This window comes from Pseudoalteromonas tunicata, from assembly GCF_002310815.1.
Taxonomy (GTDB): Bacteria; Pseudomonadota; Gammaproteobacteria; order Enterobacterales; family Alteromonadaceae; genus Pseudoalteromonas; species Pseudoalteromonas tunicata.
The window spans coordinates 2946821-2967170 of record NZ_CP011032.1 but is presented as its reverse complement, the minus strand read 5'-3'; the positions used below and the strand labels follow the sequence as shown (position 1 = coordinate 2967170).

16 protein-coding genes are annotated in these 20350 nt (G+C 40.5%); 14 read left to right on the top strand and 2 right to left on the bottom strand.

Going from position 1 to position 20350, the window contains the following annotated elements:
• Window positions 1-9: 9 nt before the first annotated feature.
• Window positions 10-2787, bottom strand: a complete 2778-nt coding sequence (gene barA, locus PTUN_RS13510; RefSeq protein WP_009837484.1) for a two-component sensor histidine kinase BarA — start codon at window positions 2785-2787, stop codon at window positions 10-12.
• A 79-nt stretch (window positions 2788-2866) separates the two neighbouring features.
• On the opposite strand from barA, the gene rlmD reads away from it, so the two are divergent.
• From rlmD to eno, 5 genes are all read left to right on the top strand, one after another.
• Window positions 2867-4189, top strand: coding sequence for a 23S rRNA (uracil(1939)-C(5))-methyltransferase RlmD (gene rlmD, locus PTUN_RS13505; protein ID WP_009837483.1), 1323 nt, complete (start codon window positions 2867-2869; stop codon window positions 4187-4189).
• Window positions 4190-4194: 5 nt separating this feature from the next.
• Window positions 4195-6360, top strand: a complete 2166-nt coding sequence (gene relA, locus PTUN_RS13500; protein WP_009837482.1) for a GTP diphosphokinase — start codon at window positions 4195-4197, stop codon at window positions 6358-6360.
• A gap of 8 nt (window positions 6361-6368) precedes the next feature.
• A complete protein-coding gene (gene mazG, locus PTUN_RS13495; protein ID WP_096035255.1) occupies window positions 6369-7184 on the top strand; it encodes a nucleoside triphosphate pyrophosphohydrolase in 816 nt (271 codons plus the stop codon).
• A gap of 160 nt (window positions 7185-7344) precedes the next feature.
• Window positions 7345-8979: a CTP synthase gene (locus PTUN_RS13490; protein WP_009837479.1), complete on the top strand. Its 1635-nt coding sequence runs from the start codon at window positions 7345-7347 to the stop codon at window positions 8977-8979.
• Between the two features lie 75 nt (window positions 8980-9054).
• Window positions 9055-10347 carry a phosphopyruvate hydratase gene (gene eno, locus PTUN_RS13485; RefSeq protein WP_009837478.1) on the top strand — a complete coding sequence of 431 codons (1293 nt, stop codon included), beginning with the start codon at window positions 9055-9057 and terminating at the stop codon, window positions 10345-10347.
• Between the two features lie 103 nt (window positions 10348-10450).
• Here the strand turns inward: eno and mutH are convergent, their stop codons facing one another.
• On the bottom strand, window positions 10451-11134 hold the full coding sequence (gene mutH, locus PTUN_RS13480; RefSeq protein WP_009837477.1) for a DNA mismatch repair endonuclease MutH: 684 nt from the start codon (window positions 11132-11134) through the stop codon (window positions 10451-10453).
• 560 nt (window positions 11135-11694) lie between these two features.
• On the opposite strand from mutH, the gene rppH reads away from it, so the two are divergent.
• From rppH to PTUN_RS13435, 9 genes are all read left to right on the top strand, one after another.
• Entirely contained in the window at window positions 11695-12213 is a 519-nt protein-coding gene (gene rppH / locus PTUN_RS13475) for an RNA pyrophosphohydrolase (RefSeq protein WP_009837476.1), read from the top strand.
• A 62-nt stretch (window positions 12214-12275) separates the two neighbouring features.
• Window positions 12276-14564: a phosphoenolpyruvate--protein phosphotransferase gene (ptsP, locus tag PTUN_RS13470; RefSeq protein ID WP_009837475.1), complete on the top strand. Its 2289-nt coding sequence runs from the start codon at window positions 12276-12278 to the stop codon at window positions 14562-14564.
• Window positions 14565-14637: 73 nt separating this feature from the next.
• Window positions 14638-15441 carry a sulfite exporter TauE/SafE family protein gene (locus PTUN_RS13465; RefSeq protein WP_009837474.1) on the top strand — a complete coding sequence of 268 codons (804 nt, stop codon included), beginning with the start codon at window positions 14638-14640 and terminating at the stop codon, window positions 15439-15441.
• Window positions 15442-15453: 12 nt separating this feature from the next.
• Window positions 15454-16251, top strand: coding sequence for a prolipoprotein diacylglyceryl transferase (lgt, locus tag PTUN_RS13460; RefSeq protein ID WP_009837473.1), 798 nt, complete (start codon window positions 15454-15456; stop codon window positions 16249-16251).
• A 14-nt stretch (window positions 16252-16265) separates the two neighbouring features.
• Entirely contained in the window at window positions 16266-17099 is an 834-nt protein-coding gene (locus PTUN_RS13455) for a thymidylate synthase (protein WP_009837472.1), read from the top strand.
• A 28-nt stretch (window positions 17100-17127) separates the two neighbouring features.
• A complete protein-coding gene (gene galU, locus PTUN_RS13450; protein ID WP_009837471.1) occupies window positions 17128-18018 on the top strand; it encodes a UTP--glucose-1-phosphate uridylyltransferase GalU in 891 nt (296 codons plus the stop codon).
• A 246-nt stretch (window positions 18019-18264) separates the two neighbouring features.
• The gene (locus PTUN_RS13445; protein ID WP_009837470.1) at window positions 18265-18939 is read left to right on the top strand and encodes a FlgO family outer membrane protein; all 675 of its coding nucleotides are present in this window, start codon (window positions 18265-18267) and stop codon (window positions 18937-18939) included.
• An 82-nt stretch (window positions 18940-19021) separates the two neighbouring features.
• Window positions 19022-19630, top strand: a complete 609-nt coding sequence (locus PTUN_RS13440; RefSeq protein WP_050760016.1) for a FlgO family outer membrane protein — start codon at window positions 19022-19024, stop codon at window positions 19628-19630.
• 9 nt (window positions 19631-19639) lie between these two features.
• Window positions 19640-20347, top strand: coding sequence for a FlgO family outer membrane protein (locus PTUN_RS13435; protein ID WP_009837468.1), 708 nt, complete (start codon window positions 19640-19642; stop codon window positions 20345-20347).
• Window positions 20348-20350 lie beyond the last annotated feature (3 nt).

The following is a 20350-nucleotide window of genomic DNA, read 5'->3' as shown; positions in this document are numbered from 1 at the left end:
GTTCAGCCGTTAGGCTGGGGTTGCAATTTGTGCTTGGGCATCAATCATTAAATTGACCAGCTCATCGTCAAGTTCAAACAATTCAGGTTCGATTTGACTTAGGCTTTGGTCTTGCTTTAAAGCTGTTTCGATAGTCTCGGCTAGTTGTTTAAGTTTTGGAACGCCAGTGTAACAACAGGCGCCATGAAATTTATGCACAATGTTAAGCACTCGTTGTTTATCTTCAAGCTCCGTTGCATCTCTTAGCTCGGCCAGCGTTTCTGGTACGCTTAATAACAACATGTTGAGCATTTCATGAGCGAGCTCTACTTTGCCGCCTGCGCGTTGTAGTGCAAGGGGCCAATCAATGCGTTTGCTGTCAAAAGGTGCAACAACAGGCTTGCTTTCAATGGGTTGGGCGATCAGCGTTTTGCTTTTGCCAAAATCAGGGCTGTACTCAAAAATTGTTTGTCTTAATACTTCTTCATCGAGTGGTTTGGTAAGGTAATTTTTAAAGCCAACTTTCAGTAAGTTTTCTTTTTCACCCGCTAAAGCGTGTGCGGTAACCGCAATAATAGGAGTTGATTCATTAATGGATGATTCAATTATTAGTTTACATGCCGTAACGCCATCCATTATGGGCATTTGAATATCTAAAAAGATTAAATCGTACTTATGAGTTTTAGCTAAGCTGAGCGCTTGTGAACCATTATGAGCAGTATCAATAAATTCTATTTGTTCCGCTAATAAGGTGCACATAAGTTTTAAATTAGCGTCGTTATCATCAACTACAAGTACTTTAATGGGTAATATTCGCTGGGCTTGTTCAGGAGTTTGAATGCTTGGATGATCAAGCCGATAAGGTGCCGCAAGGCTTTCGCATAGTTTACGATGATTAAGTGGTTTGCTTAAACAGGCATCGGCTCCTGTGCCAATAAAGGCTTCGCGCATATTATGGGAAACCGTATTGACCATTAAATATAGGTAATCGCACTGTGGTCGCACTCGATTAACTAATGACTTGATTTCACTCATGTTATCAAGCGATGCTGCATGGCCTAAAATTGCAATGTCAAAGCTAAACTCTCCCGTAAGAGCTTGTTCTAATTCGGCCAAACTTAAGCAGGCCGTAACATGCATATTCCAGCTTTGTAAAAGAGATTGAGTTGCTTCATGGGTATGGTGATGGGTTTCGAAATACAGAACGCGTTTTTGCTCAAGTGGCGTTGTCGGTAAATTATCACTGTAATGACGTTTTGGTTGTTCAAAAAAAGCATTAAAGGTAAAGCAGCTACCTTTACCAACCGCCGAATTTAATGAAATATGGCCGCCCATGGCTTCAACTAAATGTTTAGTGATGATTAAACCTAACCCTGTGCCACCAAATTTACGGGTAATACTAGAGTCTGCTTGGCCAAAGGCTGAAAACAGCGCATCTTGTTTATTGGCACTTATGCCAATGCCGCTGTCGTTAATTGCAACAAAAATAGACGTACGTTGGTTGGCATAATGGCGGCAATCAACATCAATTAAAACATGGCCAGACTCAGTAAATTTAATGGCGTTACTGATAAGGTTGATTAAAATTTGCTTAAAGCGCGTAGGGTCGCCAATTAAGCTGTCGGGCACGTTGTCATGAATGTTAATTGAAAGCTCTAAATTTTTATCATGAGCAGATGGGGCTAAGAGTGTCAGTACTTCGTTAACGGTATCACGTAATTGAAAGTGAATGCTTTCTAACTCCATAGCACCAGCTTCTAATTTCGAAAAATCTAAAATGTCATTAATAATTGCTAGCAAGCTATTGGCTGAAAGCTCAATGGTATCGAGATAATCTTTTTGGTGTTTATTGAGTGGCGTTTTATAAAGTTGACGAGTGAATCCTACTACACCATTAAGTGGCGTGCGCAGCTCATGACTCATTTTAGCTAAGAAGTCAGATTTGACTCGGTTGGCATCTTGGGCTTCTTTTTTGGCGATGTTTAGCTGAATATTTTGTGTTTCGTATTGTTCTAATGTTTCGCGGTAGTCACTGATTGCTTGGTCGATATGTTTTTGCATTTCATCTTTTTGCAGCATCATATTATGCGCAATGCTATTTAATCCTTGGCGTAATAATTCAAATTCCCCTCTCATGGGTTCATTAATTGAGGTGTCTTGGTCGCCTTCTTTGAGTTTATCAATAGCAAAGAGCAGCTTACTCATGGGGGTTAGAAATAACTTACTAAAGCGTAGCGCCATGAGAATGCTAATAAAAAAAGCCAGTAAAATAATAAAACCACTGACTAAAAGAGCTTTTTGCTGGCCAACTAACGCTTGATTTTGATTCAGTTCAAGTACGATATAACCAAGTAACGTTTGCTCAGCCGTAAGTAATAAACCGTTATCTAAGTTGTTATGGTCTAAAATCGGCAGTGATAAAACTAAATGGTTGTCGGTTTCTTTGCTGGTTAACCCTTGGTTTGGCACTACATTAAATGGGGTGAGCAAATGAAAATCTTTATGATAATTACTGGTGATGAGTAATTCTTTATTGGCATCAAAAATAGCGATGCTTTTAATTAATGGCGCGTGTTTATTGTGACTTTGGCTAACTAAACGATTGAGCAGTTTTTTATTGCGCTCAGCCAAGGGTTGCTCTGTTGCAATCGCCAATGGCTCAATAATGGTTATCCCTTGATCAAGCAGAAAATCATTCAGATCCAAATAACGATTTAGTGTAAAATAACCACCAAGCAGTAACCCTATGAGCAAGGTTGGTACTGAGGCTAATACTAAAATCCAATCTCTTAAGCCTAATTTGGTCATAAAACAGCATTTGGTTACAATTATTTAATCTTTGAAGAGTAAAGCTAAACTCTCGCTTTATCAATATGAAAGGCACTTTATGGCGCAGTTTTTTAAACCTCAAAAAGCCACACAAACTAAGACTAAACGTGAAATAACGATTGACTCTCTAGACCATGAAGGTGTGGGTGTAAGCCGTGAAAATAATAAAGTGTGTTTTGTCGAAGGGGCGTTGACAGGCGAAACAGTGTTGGCGCAGCCACAGCAGAGTAAAGCTAAGTTTGAACGTTTAACCACAGTTAAAGTTTTAAATGCCAGTGCGCATCGGGTAAAGCCTTTTTGTGTGCACTTTAGCCAGTGCGGAGGGTGCTCGTTACAGCATCTTGAATTATCACAGCAACTGGTCGAAAAACAACATGCGGTAACGCAACTGTTTAATAAATTTGCCAAAATCGATCAGCTCAATTGGCAGCCTGCTATTGAATCAGCCCCTTTACACTATCGACGTAGTGCTCGTATTGCGGTGTTTTACGATAAAGTAAAACGTAGTTTTAATGTCGGATTTAGGCAAAAAGGGTCAAAGAAAATTGTTGATATTGGCCAATGTGATGTACTCGATATCCGTTATCAAGCAGTGTTTCGTGAGTTTTCGAGCTTATTACCACAATTAAAAAATGGCCAAGCCATTACCCATTTACAGCTATGTGGTGTTGAACATGCGCATTTAGTGGTGCGCCATATTGCCCCTTTAGCAGCTAGTGATATCGCCGCAATTGAACGAGTATGTTTAACTCATCAATGGTTGCTGGTTTTACAAGGACAAGCGGGAGAAGTTGAATTAAACGACTTAGCCCCACCGAGTTATCAATTAAGTGAGCAGTCGCTTCGCTTTGAATTTGGGTTAGATAATTTTATTCAAGTGAATGCTGCGGTTAATCAGCAAATGTTATCTCAAGCAATCAATTGGTTAGCGCTTGATAAAAATGAAAAAGTGCTGGACTTATTCTGTGGGATCGGTAACTTCAGTTTAGTCATGGCGACCAACGCATTGGCGGTAGTTGGGGTTGAAGGTGTTGAATCTTCGGTACAAATGGCTAAGCACAATAGTGCACTTAATCAGCTTTCAAATACTCAATTTTATTGCCAAGACTTAAGTCAAGATATGGCAAGCCAAGCTTGGTTTAGCGAACATTATGATGTTTTAGTACTTGATCCTTCGCGCACGGGCGCTTTTGAAATTCTACAACAACTAAAACTTAAACGGTTTAAGCGCATTTTATATGTTTCATGTGATCCTGTGACACTCGCTCGAGATAGCCAGTTGATTACTCAGGCAGGATTTACACTCGATAAAATCGCATTAATGAATATGTTTCCACATACAGGTCATATCGAAACGATGGTCTTGTTTGTTAAGAGGTAGTGAGCATGGTTTCTATACGTAAGTCTCATTTAAATGCTAGTCAGGCAAGTCAACAAGCGTGGCTTGAACACTTAAATTTAGTGCCTGAAAAAAGTAAAAAATTACACCAAGCTATTGAGTTTTGTGCCGCGCTTGATGAAAACCTGCCTTTTGCCACCGCGCGCGAAATGGTCGAGATTTTAGCTGAGCTGAATTTAGATGATGATACGTTGGCAACCGCTTACTTAACGCCTTTCTTTTTAGCCGATGCATTAGTACTTGAAACGATTGAAAAACAACTAGGCAAATCGGTCGCGATTTTATTAAGTGGTGTAGTGCAAATGGCAACCATTAGCATGCTAGCCTATCAAGATAAAGAATCCGTACAAATCGATAATATTCGCCGTATGCTGCTTGCGATGGTTGAAGATGTGCGTGCCGTAGTGATTAAACTTGCCCAGCAAGTATGCCATCTACGCGCTGTTAAAAATGCGACGGAAGAAGAGCGTGTTATTGCTGCCAAAGAAACAGCGAATATTTTTGCACCTTTGGCAAATCGTTTGGGGATTGGTCAATTAAAGTGGGAGCTTGAAGACCTTTCATTTCGCTATTTACACCCAGATACATACAAAAAAATTGCCAAGTTATTAGAAGACAAACGTCTTGATCGTGAAAGTTACATGGTCAATATGGTCAAGGTGATAGAAGATAAACTGGCAGAAGCCGGTATTGGCGCGCAAGTATATGGTCGTCCAAAGCATATCTATAGCATCTATAAAAAGATGTATAAGAAAAACTATGAATTTGACCAGCTATTTGATATTCGCGCTTTGCGAGTTGTGGTCGATAAAATTCAAGATTGTTATGCTGCTTTAGGCATCGTTCACACCAATTGGCGTCATCTAAATAAAGAATTTGATGATTACATTGCCACGCCAAAAACCAATGGCTACCAATCAATTCATACTGTCGTTGTAGGCCCTGAGGGCAAAACGGTGGAAATTCAAATTCGCACCCACGAAATGCATCAAGATGCAGAGCTAGGTGTAGCAGCACATTGGCTGTATAAAGAAGGTTCGTTACCTGGACGCAATTCGGGTTATGAGCAAAAAATAAATTGGTTACGCAAAATATTGCAGTGGCAAGAAGAAGTCACTGATGGCACTGAAATCGCTGATGAATTAAAAAACCAAGTGATTGAAGATAGGGTGTATGTCTTTACCCCGCGTGGCGATATTATTGATTTACCTCTTGGCGCGACGCCGCTTGATTTTGCTTATTACATTCACTCAAACGTAGGGCATCGTTGTATCGGCGCCAAAGTGTTTGGCAAAATCGTACCTTTTACCCATCAATTAAGCACGGGCGATCAAGTTGAGATTTTAACTCAAAAAGAACCCAACCCAAGTCGTGATTGGCTTAATCCATCACTTGGTTATGTTAAGTCGTCACGAGCACGAGCCAAAATTCATCATTGGTTTAAGCAACTCGATCGCGATAAAAATCTCCAAGCCGGTAAAGAGATTATCGACAGTGAGTTAACTAAGTTATCGCTGACCAATAAAGATTTAAAAGATGTTTTGGCAAAATATAACTTTAACCATATCGATGATTTGCTGGTGGCAGTTGGGGCGGGTGATATCCGCTTAAATCAGTTGCTTAATTATCTACAAAGTAATCAAGTGGTTGAAGAAGAGCCTAAATTTAAGCGTTATAGCCGACCTGCGAATAAAAAAGGGGATAAAAACGGCATTGTTGTTGATGGTGTAGGTAGTTTAATGAGCCACGTTGCTGGCTGTTGTCAGCCGGTACCGGGTGAATTAATCGGTGGTTATATTACTCAAGGTCGTGGAATTGGCGTACATCGAGCCGATTGCGAGCAATACGAAGTATTGAAAAAAAGCCATCCAGAGCGCGTTATTGCAGTGAGTTGGGCGGCGGATGTCAGCAATATTTATACGCTTACTGTGCGCATTGAAGCCAATGATCGCCCAGGTTTAATTCGTGATATTAGTGGTGTATTGGCCAATGAGCGGATCAACGTACAAAACATGAATGTACGAACGCTTTCAGAGCAACAATTGGCTATTTTTGAAATGAAATTAGAAGTGGCTGATATTGAAACCATGAATCGAGTGCTTGGTAAAATAGCGCAAATAGAAGGCGTTTATGAAGCGCAGCGTTCAAATTAAGGTGCAGCATGACTAAATCAGCCATGGCGCAATTGTTAGAAATAATGCAGCAACTGCGCGACCCACAAACAGGTTGCCCTTGGGATATTAAACAAACCTTTGAATCTATCGTGCCCCATACCCTTGAAGAAGCGTATGAAGTCGCCGATGCGATTGAAAAAGGCGACTTAGCAGGTTTAAAAAGTGAGCTTGGTGATTTATTGTTTCAGGTTATCTTTTATTCTCAATTAGCAAAAGAACAGCAGTTATTTGATTTTAATGATGTAGTTAATACGCTGAATGAAAAGTTGGTTCGACGCCACCCCCATGTTTTTAGTGATGAGGCAATGACCCTCAATGACAGCCAATTAGCACAGCAATGGCAAGCAATTAAGGCTCAAGAGCGCCAAGCTTTGCAGCCTAATGGCGAAATTAAAGCTAAGATGTTTGATACTGTTTTGCCAAACTTACCTGCGCTTAGTCGTGCAAATAAAATTCAGCAAAAAGTCGCGGCCTTAGGTTTTGATTGGCCCGAAATTAGTGGTGCGTTTGCTAAAGTGCAAGAAGAAGTTGAAGAAGTGGCAGTTGAAATTAACGACAACCCTTATTCCGATAAAACAGCTGAAGAGCTGGGAGATCTATTATTTGCTGTTGTTAATGTTGCGCGCCACGGTAAACACGATCCTGAACAATTATTGCGCAACGCAAATCGAAAGTTTTGCCTACGATTTGAACAGGTTGAAGTCATTTTAACCAAGCAAGGAATAAGCCTTGAAACAGCAACATTAACGCAAATGGATGAGGCTTGGGAGCAAGTTAAACGGTCAAACTTAACACAAAGTTAACGTTTTTATTGGTTTAGCGCGTGGTAAAAAGGAGCTCGGTCTAAAAATAGTTGGGCTGATTTAGCTAAATTATTTGAGTGTCTGGGTGCTTTTTAGTATAATGCTTTCCCGTCTTGTTTCTTATTTATTCCATTTTAATTCCTGACATCTTAGGGTTCGCATGAGTACAAAATTTATCTTCGTAACGGGTGGTGTTGTATCCTCCTTGGGTAAAGGTATTGCCGCAGCTTCATTGGCCGCTATCTTAGAGGCACGTGGTTTAAAAGTCACCATGCTAAAGCTCGATCCATACATCAATGTAGACCCAGGCACGATGAGCCCAATCCAACACGGTGAAGTATTCGTCACAGAAGACGGTGCAGAGACAGATCTGGATTTAGGTCATTATGAGCGTTTTATTCGCACTAAAATGACCAAGAAAAACAACTTCACACAAGGTCGTGTATTTGAAGATGTACTACGTCGTGAGCGTCGTGGTGAATTCTTAGGTGCAACGATCCAAGTGATCCCACATATCACTAACGATATTAAACGTCGTGTACTTGAAGGTGCAGAAGGCTGTGACATTGCGATTGTTGAAATCGGCGGCACAGTAGGTGATATCGAATCACAACCGTTTTTAGAAGCAATTCGCCAGTTAGGTACAGAATTGGGCCGTGAAGCGGCACTTTATATGCACTTAACGCTAGTACCACATTTAGGTGCTGCTGGTGAGCTAAAAACTAAACCAACTCAGCACTCAGTAAAAGAGCTGCGCTCAATTGGTATTCAACCAGATATCTTAATTTGTCGTTCAGACCGTGCAATTCCTGCCAATGAGCGTGCAAAAATTGCGTTATTTACTAACGTAGAAGAAAAAGCGGTTATTTCACTCAAAGATGTATCGAGTATTTACCAAATCCCATCGATTTTAAAAACTCAGGGTTTAGATGACCTAGTTTGTCGTCGTTTCTACTTAGATTGTCCTGAAGCCGACTTAGCTGAATGGGAACAAGTATTGTATCAAGAGTCGAACCCTACGGGTGAAGTGACCATTGGTATGGTAGGTAAATACATCGAATTACCTGATGCGTACAAATCAGTAAACGAAGCGCTAAAACATGCGGGTCTTAAAAACCGTGTGACGGTAAACATTCAATATGTTGATTCTCAAGATGTTGAAAGTAAAGGCGTAGAAATTTTATCTGGTTTAGATGCGATATTAGTACCAGGTGGTTTTGGCCATCGTGGTGTTGAAGGTAAGATTTTAGCGGCTAAATATGCACGTGAAAACAAAGTACCTTACCTTGGTATTTGTTTAGGGATGCAAGTAGCGTTAATTGAATATGCGCGAAATGTTGCAGGCCTTGCCGGTGCTAACTCAACTGAATTTGACCCAGCAAGCCCACACCCAGTTGTTGGTTTAATTACTGAGTGGTTAGATGCAGAAGGTAATGTTGAATTACGTGATGAAGCATCTGATTTAGGTGGCACCATGCGTTTAGGTTCGCAGTTATGTCATTTAACTGAAGGCTCAAAAGTGCATCAGGTTTACGGTTCAGCTGAAATTGTAGAGCGTCATCGTCACCGTTATGAAGTTAATAACAACTACGTTGAGCGTTTAGAACAAGCTGGCCTTGCATTTACTGGCTTATCTGAAGATAAAAAGTTAGTCGAAATTATTGAAAACAAAGATCACCCTTGGTTTATCGCGGCTCAGTTCCATCCTGAGTTCACGTCAACACCTCGTGATGGTCACCCTCTGTTTGAAGGGTTTGTAGCTGCCGCTCGTGACTTTCAAAAAGCGTCATCATAATCAAATTTAAAATAGGCCGTGATTTATCACGGCCTATTTGTTTTAGCAACCAAAGTTTGGGAAAGAGGAAAAAAGATGTCAAAAATAGTTAAAGTGATTGGTCGTGAGATTATGGATTCACGTGGTAACCCAACTGTCGAAGCAGATGTACATCTGGAATGTGGCGCTTGGGGACGTGCGTGCGCGCCATCAGGGGCATCTACCGGTACTCGTGAAGCACTGGAATTACGTGATGGGGATAAATCACGTTACTTAGGCAAAGGCGTTTTAACCGCTGTAAACTTTGTCAACACGGATATTGCTAATGCTGTTGCAGGTCAAAATGCAATTGAGCAAGCAAAAATTGACGGCATCATGATTGAGCTTGATGGCACTGAAAATAAAGAAAAATTTGGTGCAAATGCCATCCTAGCTGTGTCATTAGCGGTAGCGAAAGCTGCAGCTCAAGCTAAAGGTGTACAACTTTATGAGCATATCGCTGATTTAAATGGTACTCCTGGCCAGTATTCAATGCCAGTTCCAATGATGAATATCATCAATGGTGGTGAGCATGCAGATAACAACGTTGATATTCAAGAGTTTATGATCCAACCAGTTGGCGCTCCGAATTTCCGTGAAGCATTACGCATGGGCGCTGAAATCTTCCATACACTGAAAAAAGTATTAAGCGCGCGTGGCTTAAGCACTGCGGTAGGTGATGAAGGTGGTTTTGCACCAGACCTTAAATCAAACGAAGAAGCACTTGCTGTGATTGTTGAAGCGGTAGAAGGCGCTGGTTATGTCATGAATAAAGACATTACGTTAGCGTTAGATTGTGCTTCATCTGAGTTTTATCATGATGGTGTTTACGACTTAAAAGGCGAAGGTAAAACATTCAATTCTGAAGGTTTTGCTGACTTCTTAGCCGATTTAAGTGTACGTTACCCAATCGTATCAATCGAAGATGGTTTAGACGAAAGTGACTGGGATGGTTGGAAAGTATTAACCGATAAAATAGGTGATAAAGTTCAACTTGTGGGTGATGATTTATTTGTTACCAATACCAAGATTTTAAAACGTGGGATTGATAACGGGATTGGTAATTCAATCTTAATCAAATTTAACCAAATTGGTTCACTCACTGAAACGTTAGAAGCGATTAACATGGCAAAAGCGGCAGGCTTTACCGTGGTTATCTCTCATCGTTCAGGTGAAACTGAAGATGCAACAATTGCTGATTTAGCTGTTGGTACTGCAGCGGGCCAAATTAAAACAGGTTCGTTATGTCGTTCAGATCGCGTATCAAAGTATAACCAATTACTTCGTATTGAAGAGCAATTAGGTGCTGCGGTTAAATATAACGGTCGTAGCGAAATTAAAGGTCAGTAATCTGATACTTTATTAAAAACCACCTTCGGGTGGTTTTTTTATGCCTTTAAGCCGAGCAGCAGGCATTTGAGGTGGTGTGAAATTTTGCTATTCGCCAAAGAGGTTACAGGCCAAATTGCTGCGATAAAATCGCTTGGGTAAAGTGAGTTTTTAGGTAATAACCTCTTGGTAGTGTTTGAATAATACTACCGTTTGGCCCAATTGCATTGGTCAATGCTTTGGCATTGGCTGCCTTTGGCCGAATTTGCATCACTTGGCCATATTTACCATTTATTTTGTCTATTTCACCGAGGGCTATCATCTCGGTAAGCTCTTCCCAGTCTTGGCGCAATTGTGCTTCTTGTAATGCGGTTGGTTGCCATAAAAATCCAGAACCAATAATACGTTGATCGGGTCGAATGTCACGTTCAGATAAAATAGGCAACCACAAAACATGGTTCAGCTTTTTTTTCACTACACTATTTTGCCATGTTGCGTTTTGCAAATTAATTAATGGTGTCACTGAAACATACGTTGTTTCGAGAGGTTTACCTGTGTATGAAATTGGTATGGTTTTTAACTCAATGCCTAATTCAGGGAAGTCTGGTTCAGGGCGAGAGCCCGCCGAAGCCCCTAAAACCCATTCAATCAGTTGTCCAATCCAGCCTTTGTCTTTGAGTAAGTCTTTTGGTGTCTTAAAGTGATAATGCGCCGCAAGCTCTCCTAAAGTTAAGCCTGCAATAGCATCAACTCGAGTCATCAGTTGCGCAATGCTAGTTGGAGGAGTTGGTTTGCTCGGAAAAGTCATCGAAATAATTACTCAAGATCAGTTTTGTCTATTAAGAAGGGAGTTTACTGGGCAAGGCAAAAGTTATAAAGAATTTATTCATTATTGAATAATTTGAGTGAATAAAGGATTGACAAAATCAACAAGAAAATAAGTTATCCAAGGTAAAAGTGAAAATGTGCACTTTTTTAGCGTAAATTGACGATAAAAAGTGCATAACTTTGCTTTTGGTTGAAAAGTGAGCTGGTTGTTTTTTGAGTGCTGTTTAGTGGGCGATTTTTTGTTTTTTTAATTCAAGCTTATGTTTTTGTTTGGTTTATTTTGTTTTGTATCTAAGATGATACAAAGTTACAAGAGGTTTGGTGATTGAAATACAAGAATATGAACACACTTATCCACAGAAACTGTGGAGAACCTTAGTTTAATGGCGTTATATTGTGGATTTGTTTGTAAAATGTTCATCTTTACTCACCGTATTGGGTAAGGTGTGAATAAGGTGAGTAAAAGCTGGATTTATATTTGCCGTAACTCAGGGATTGTGGAACAATCAGTAAAAGTCGACAGATTACGAGGCTCTATAGGTGATTGATGCCGAAGGATTTCGAGCCAATGTCGGAATTGTGATTTGTAATAATCAAGGACAGGTTTTTTGGGCGAAGCGTTATGGTCAACATTCGTGGCAATTTCCACAAGGCGGTGTTGATGATGGTGAAACCCCAGAACAAACTATGTTTCGAGAGTTACATGAAGAAGTAGGGCTGTTACCAGAAGATGTTGAAATTTTGGCAAGCTCTAAACATTGGTTACGATATAAATTACCAAAAAGACTGATCCGTAAAGATTCAAGTCCAGTCTGTGTTGGTCAAAAACAAAAGTGGTTTTTACTCAAGCTCAAGTGTAAAGACGAAGATGTAAACTTACTCAAAACGCATCACCCAGAGTTTGATGGTTGGCGCTGGGTAAGTTATTGGTATCCCGTTCGTCAAGTGGTGTCTTTTAAACGCGATGTTTACCGTCGTGTGATGAAGGAATTTGCGCCAATTGCGATGCCATTTTATAAAAAAGAAATTACCCGAGAGGTTTGGCGCTCACACAATTAAGGAAGAATCATGACATCAATTCAATTCAATGCAGCTACTGATTACCTTGTTGTGTGGCTTGTATGTTAGCCGTATTACGTAAAATTGCAGAGGCGGTGTCTCAGCAGCCTAATTTACATAGTGCGTTGAGTTGTTTTGTTTTGTCTGTCAAAGAGGCCATCAATACAGAATGTTGCTCGGTGTATTTTGCCGATTATTCGCAAGATGATTTTGTTTTGATGGCAACCGAAGGGTTAAACCCTGAAGCAGTGGGTAAGTTTCGTATTGGATTTACCGAAGGTCTTGTTGGTTTAGTTGCGCAGCGCGAAGAGCCAATTAACTTAGCTTTTGCGCAAACCCATCCTCGTTTTATGCATGCTCCAGAAGTAAAAGAAGATAACTATAATGCTTTTTTAGCGGTGCCAATAGTGCATCAAAAAAAGGTGTTGGGCGTTATTGTTGTGCAGCAAAAAATTGCTCGGGTGTTTACGCAAGACGAAGAGTCTTTGTTAGTTACGCTATCGGCACAGTTAGCATCTCAGCTGGCTTTGGTCGAACTAAAGGAAATTCTAAAGCAAGATGAGCTTGGTCATCAAACCTCTTGCTTAAAAGGCTTATCGGGTGCCCCAGGTATTGCGATTGGCCATGCATTTGTGGTGTTGCCTGAGCTTACATTTAACAGTTTTGAAATTCGAAAGCATAGTGATGTCACTGCTGAGCTAACCTTGTTTCGCCAAGCGGTTAGTGCCACACGTCATGATTTTAATTTAATGTCACAAGAGCTTGCGGGCAGCCTTTCTGAAGAAACTGTGGCTGTATTTCATGTTTATCAAAATTTACTCGATGCCAAAAGTTTAGGTAACAGTGTTGAAAATGAAATTAAAGCGGGTTGGTGTGCAAAAAGCGCGTTAAAGCTTGTGATTGAAAAGCTTGTGAGCCAATTTATGGCGATGCAAGATACCTACTTAAAAGAACGTGCCATCGATATTCAAGATATCGGTTTACGTGTATTGCACCACATGCACGATACGCAGCAGGCCTACAAATCGTATCCCGAAAATACCATTCTTGTCGCTGATGTACTTACTCCAACCATGCTGGCTGATGTGCCAAAAGATAAAATTGCCGGTGTGATCAGTGTCAGTGGTGCAGCCAATTCTCATGCTTCAATTTTAACGCGAGCACTTGGGATCCCTGCAATTTGGGGGGTGAGTGAGTTACCTATTTTGCAAGTTGAAGGTAAAGAAATCATATTAGATGCTTATGCTGGGCGTTTATATGTGTCACCTTCAAAAATGCTTCTTAGCGAATATACCCAACTTAAAAAGCAAGAAGGGATATTGCATGACCAATTTGCATCTGAGCATCATTTAGCGGCTGAAACCTTAGATGGAGAACATATTCGCTTACTGGTTAATGCGGGGCTTGAAATTTCAGCTGATTTAGCCAATGCCAATTACATTGACGGAGTTGGTTTATATCGCACCGAAGCGTGGTTTATGCAGCGCAGTACCTTTCCAACTCAAAATGAGCAAGAGCTTTGGTATCGCCAAGTGCTGAGCGCTTATCACCCATCTCCTGTGGTAATGCGAACCCTCGATATTGGTGGGGATAAAATGCTCAGCTACTTTGATGTAAAAGAAGAAAATCCATTTTTAGGTTGGCGTGGTATTCGGGTAAGTTTAGATCACCCAGAGCTGTTTTTAGATCAACTCAAAGCCATGCTTAAAGCCAATGCCGGTTTAGGTAATTTAAAAATACTATTCCCTATGGTTACAGAAGTCAGCGAAGTAGCTCAAGCAAAGCAATTGTTAGAGCGCGCTTATTATGAATTAGCTGATGAGTGGGCTGATCAGTTTTGCCAAATTGAAATGCCTGAAATTGGTGTCATGCTCGAAGTGCCTTCAAGCACTTGGCTTATTCCTGAATGGGCAGGAAAAGTCGATTTTTGTTCCGTGGGTAGTAACGATTTAACCCAATATTTACTGGCTGTAGACAGAACGAATAGCAGAGTTGCTGAGCTATTTAATCCATTTCACCCAGCGGTGCTGCGGGTTTTAAATAATATTGCCGAGCAATGTCAGCAGTTTGAGTTACCGTTTAGTTTATGTGGTGAGCTTGCGGCTGATCCGGAAGGCGCAATTTTACTGGTTGCGATGGGGTATCGCAGTTTAAGTATGAACCCAAGCTCAATTAACCAAGTTAAATGGGCTTTACGTCGCCTTGAAGTACGTTATATGAAAGACTTACTTGCTGAATGTTTACGTCAGCCAAGTGCCATTTTAGTGCAGCGTTTAGTGCGCAATTTTATTGTTGAACATGGCTTAAGTCAGCTACTTTATACTTGTCACGGCATGTCTGAATCAATTTAGTGACTGTTTTATCTAAAAAAATTAACTATAATCATAAAGAATAAGTATATAGCTATTTTGAATTTGGATGTGTATGACAGACTTTATTTCAATCATTACCTTTTGTGCTTTACTCGGTTGTATCGTTGGATTTTTGGCCGGATTATTAGGCATTGGGGGAGGGTTAATTATTGTCCCTGCGCTGTGTTTTTTATTGGTCAAATTCCATGTATTAACATCAGATCATGTGTTTGTTGTAGCAATAGCCACTTCTTTAGCTTCAATCATATTTACCTCTACCTCATCGGCGTTCGCGCATCATAAAAATCACAATATTCCTTGGGATATCGCTCCTGCTGTGCTGGTTGGTGTCGCTGTTGGGGCGTTATTAAGTGGCTTTTTGGCCAGTTTTATTCCGGTACAATTTCTAAAAAGTGTGTTTGCAATTAGTGTGGTATTTATTGCACTTCGTATGATGCTCAGCCGACCAAGTAAAATAGTTAGAACCTTGCCAAATCGTTTGATTTTAACAACCAGTACCGCTGTTTTAGGTGGTGTTTCGGGGTTAATAGGCATTGGCGGCGGGGCTCTGTTAGTTCCATTTTTAACTTTCTTTTCAGTTAATATGAAAAAAGCGATTGGCTGCTCTGCTGCAAGCGGCATCGTCATTGCCGTATTTGGTACTATTGGTTACGTATCATCGGGTTTAAGCACTACAAATCTTGATGATGGTTTTGTCGGATTTGTTTATTTGCCGGCATTGTTTGGTATAGTAGTGACTTCGGCAATTTTTGCTCAATTAGGAGCAAAAGCAACCCACTATTTACCTGTGGGTATGATAAAAAAAATCTTTGCACTGTTATTGGTAATAGTCGCAATACGAATGTTATTTTCTTAAAGGCATAAATGAATGGCGTTAGCGTTTCCTGAAATCGATCCGATAATTTTTTCTGTTGGACCCTTAAGTGTTCGTTGGTACGGCATGATGTACTTAATTGGTTTTGCCTGTGCGATGTTTTTAGCTAATCGCCAAGCACAAAAAAGCCAAGGTGCGTGGACCAAAGATCAGGTGAGTGACTTGCTATTTTATGGCATGTTGGGCGTGATTTTAGGAGGACGAGTTGGCTATGTGCTGTTCTACCAATTTAGTTATTTCCTCGAAAATCCACTTTATTTATTTCGCATCGATCAAGGTGGCATGTCTTTTCATGGTGGTGTAATCGGCGTTTCTTTAGCTGTTATGTGGTTTGCGAAAACACGTAAAAAGGCTTTGTTAGCCGTAGGTGATTTTGTTGCACCTCTGGTGCCGCTTGGTTTGCTTGCCGGACGCATAGGTAATTTTATTAATGGTGAATTATGGGGCCGCACTACTGATGTCTCATGGGGGATTATTTTTCCGGGGGCAGGCCCAATTGCACGCCACCCATCGCAATTATATGAAGCTTTACTTGAGGGGTTAGTGCTGTTTCTTATCTTACAATGGTTTATTAAAAAGCCCCGTCCTGCAGGCAGTGTTGCCGGTGTATTCTTACTTGGCTATGGTAGTTTCCGCTTTATAGTTGAGTATTTTAGAGAGCCCGATGCGCATTTAGGTTTGTTTGCGGGCGTGATTTCTATGGGGCAAATTTTATCAACCCCAATGATTTTTGCGGGGATTGGCTTTTTAATTTGGGCCTATCGCAGTAATCAAAAAACCGTATTAAATTAATGTAGAAGCACAAAATGAAACAGTATTTAGAATTAATGCGCCATGTAAAAGAACATGGTGTTAAAAAAGAAGATAGAACAGGCACGGGTACAATCAGTGTATTTGGTTATCAAATGCGCTTTAATTTGAGTGAAGGTTTTCCGCTGGTAACCACTAAAAAATGCCATTTAAAATCAATCATTCATGAACTGCTATGGTTTTTAGCCGGTGATACCAATATTAAGTATTTAACCGATAATGGCGTGAAAATTTGGGATGGTTGGGCAACTGAAGAGGGCGAACTTGGGCCTGTTTATGGCGCACAGTGGCGCTCTTGGCAAGGCCTTGATGGGCAAGTGATTGACCAAATTGCAGAGCTTATCAAGCAAATCAAAACCAACCCTGATTCGCGTCGGTTAATTGTCAGTGCTTGGAACCCTGCGGTATTACCCGATACCCAATTTTCACCAAGCGAAAATGCGGCGATGGGTAAACAAGCCTTGCCGCCTTGCCATACGTTATTTCAGTTTTATGTACTCGAAGGTAAATTATCGTGTCAGCTGTATCAACGTAGCGCTGACATTTTATTAGGCGTGCCGTTTAATATCGCCAGCTATGCATTATTAACTATGATGATTGCACAAGTGTGTGATTTAAAAGTGGGTGATTTTGTTCATACCTTTGGTGATGCGCATTTATATTCTAATCATTTAGAGCAAGTTGATGAGCAGCTTTCACGCACGCCATTTCCAAAGCCAACAATGAAAATAAACCCAGCAGTAAAAGATATTTTTGCGTTTAAGTTCGAAGACTTTGAACTTGAGAATTATCAAGCGCATCCGCATATTAAGGCGCCTGTCGCAATTTAACTTAATTCATAAACAAGGTTGTTAGATGATGAAAAAAATTCAAAAAGCAGTGATCCCAGTGGCTGGTTTGGGCACCAGGATGTTGCCTGCCACCAAAGCTATTCCAAAAGAAATGTTGCCGATTGTTGATAAACCACTGATCCAATATGTTGTTGCTGAAGCCATTGCTGCTGGTATAAAAGAAATAGTATTAGTGACTCACGCCAGTAAAAACTCAATTGAAAACCATTTTGATACCAGTTTTGAGTTAGAAGCCACACTTGAAAAGCGCGTTAAACGTCAGCTTTTGGCCGAGGTGCAAAGTATTTGCCCAAAAGATGTGACAATTATTCATGTGCGCCAAGGTGAAGCCAAAGGCTTAGGCCATGCTATTGCATGTGCGGCGCCTATTATTGGTGATCAACCTTTTGCGGTAATTTTACCCGATGTTATTTTAGATGATGCGACTTGCAATCTTAAACAAGACAATCTTGCAGCTATGATTGCTAAATATAATCAAGATGGGCTTAGCCAAATTATGGTTGAAGAAGTGCCGCATCATGATGTTGATAAATTTGGTGTTGTCGATATTCAAGGGGTTAGGCTCAACGCGGGGGAATCAGCTAAAATTGTTGCTATGGTTGAAAAACCACCTGTGGATGAAGCACCCTCAAATTTAGCGGTGGTGGGTCGTTATGTCTTAAACGAAAAAATTTGGCAGATGCTAAAACGTACACCCCCCGGTGCTGGTGATGAAATTCAGCTCACCGATTCCATTGCATTGCTGATGGAAACAGATGACGTTGAAGCCTATTACATGAAAGGTAAAAGCCATGACTGTGGCAGTAAGCTTGGTTATATGAAAGCAAATATATCTTATGCGTTGCGCCGTGATGATTTAAAAGATGAATTAACAACCTACATAAAAACGTTATTGTAGTTACCAATTGCTTGTTCGAAGTTGACTGATGTAATTATTACGCTAGTGTATAAAGATTACGTCGGTTAGCTTTTAAGCCGATGACTGACGTTTTCTCGTTACAAAATATTTCAGCAGAACGTTAAAGAAAAGCCGAGATCGGCCGTTATAGCAGATAACGATTATCCAAAATTTATCCATGTATTTATTTCGATAATTTCCCTTTTGCTAGATTGTTTAAGTCATAGCGGTTTTTAGGAGTTTTCAATGAAGCAATTACTATTAATTAGCATGGCTGTTTCGCTGTTTGTACCGCCAGTTTTAAGTCAAGGGAATGAGTCGGGTTACACGGCTGTCAGAAGCGTTAATATTGGCCAGGGGAGCTACTTTGCCACCGAACCTTATTTCTCCTCCGCTGAAGATATAAATGGTCATCCGGCAGCGTATAACCAACTTGGTAGCGCCATTAATAGTGATCAGCGTAATATGCAATTTTTTGTTCAGCAACTTTGCGCAGAATTATTGCCAAATCTAGCAGGTATTGTCAAAGGTGCTCCTGTTGCGGTTGCAAGCTTTGTAATGCTTGATGGCGATTTGATGAAAACTAATTTATTTGGCCAGCAGCTTTCAGAAAACTTCATTCATGAATTATATAAAGCGGGAATAGCAGTAATTGATTTTAAGGTGACGGATTATTTGCGTGTTGCTCCAAGTGGTGATTATATTTTAAGCCGCGATTATTTAGAGCTTGGCAATGATATTGCCACTCAGTTTATTTTAGCGGGTACCTTAGTCAAACACCGCACTGGTTACTTAGTGAATGCACGTGTCGTTGGGGTTAAATCGAAATTAGTAGTCGCCTCTGCCCATGGTTTGATCCCAAATTATGTCACCGCAGGCTTAGTTAGCTCTGACTTTAGAGATGGCGTACGGGTTCGATAATCAATCAGCCTTTTCTTATTTTACTACTTGGCATTTTACTTGCTTAATATTTAGATAATTACATCTTTATAGGCGTGTATAAATGAACAAGTCACAGTATTGCTATCTTCCAGCTGCGTTATGCATGTTATTTTTAACCGGTTGTAAAATTAGTACACCGCTATTCTTTTCAAGCGATCCAGCGCCTGTACGCACAACAGTGATGGATCAGGATCAGCCTGTTATTCAAAGTTATGCCGCACAGCTTGTTTCACAATTGCTCGCCAAACCGCTTAACTTTCCGCCCAATGCTCGCGTAGCGGTTGGCACTTTTTTGCCGTCGATGGCAGAGCCGACTTCGCAGCAGCTTCAGTTAGGTGCACAATTGCAAGATAGTTTAGCCACCGTAATGACGCAGGCAGGGTTTAAATTAACCGAACTGACATTACGCCAACGTATTAAAATCTCACCTGAAGCTGATTTGTTTTTATCACGCGACCCTTCGCAGCTGCATCAAGACGCCAATGCCCAATATTTAGTGGTTGGTACACTCAATTCAGAGCAAACAAAAACACAGGTTAATTTACGCTTGGTTAATACGAGCGATCAAAGTGTGGTGGCTGCGGCCACAACGTATATTCCAAACAATGTTGCTTGGGGGCATGAAAAGGTATCACTTCGTGCAGGTCAGCTTAATCGCAGTGCTTATTAAGGAGGTCTTATGAAAAAGTTACTGTTTATTAGCCTGTGTATTGGGTTGACTGGTTGTGAGTCAATTGAAAAATGGAGTCAGCTCGATAGCCAACCAAAAACTCAAGCCAGTATTAAAAATGAGGCTAAATTAAATGATGATGCACTTGAGCAATCATTAGTGTTTGATCAATATGGTACTTATTTAAATAGCGTATCAGCAGCTGGATTTAATAATTCACCAGATATAGGTAAAGTTTATAGCAACGCTGCAAACCGCAATATTAATCATTATATTCGTGGTATCACCCATGATCTGATTGAAAACTTAACCTATGTTAATGAACAAACGCCTATTGGTATTGCTAGTTTTGTATTGATAGATGGCACTCTCGATAGCGCCGGTGTGCTTGGTAAACAAATCGCTGAAAGTTTCCAACACGAAATTTATAAATTTGGTATTCCGGTGATAGATTTTAAAACCACCGACTTTTTTCGGGTAACACCTGAAGGGGACTTTATATTAAGTCGTGATTATCTCGAGCTAAAACCAAACCTACCGATTGAATACGTATTACTTGGCACCTTAGTCAAACACGATGCAGGTTACTTGGTAAATGCGCGAATTGTAGGGCTTGAGTCAAAGGCAATTGTGGCATCAGCTCAGGGTTTTTTACCGCAAGTGATCACTGATTCCTTGTTAGGTAGTCAAAAAATGGCAAATATCCGTCTAGAATAAATT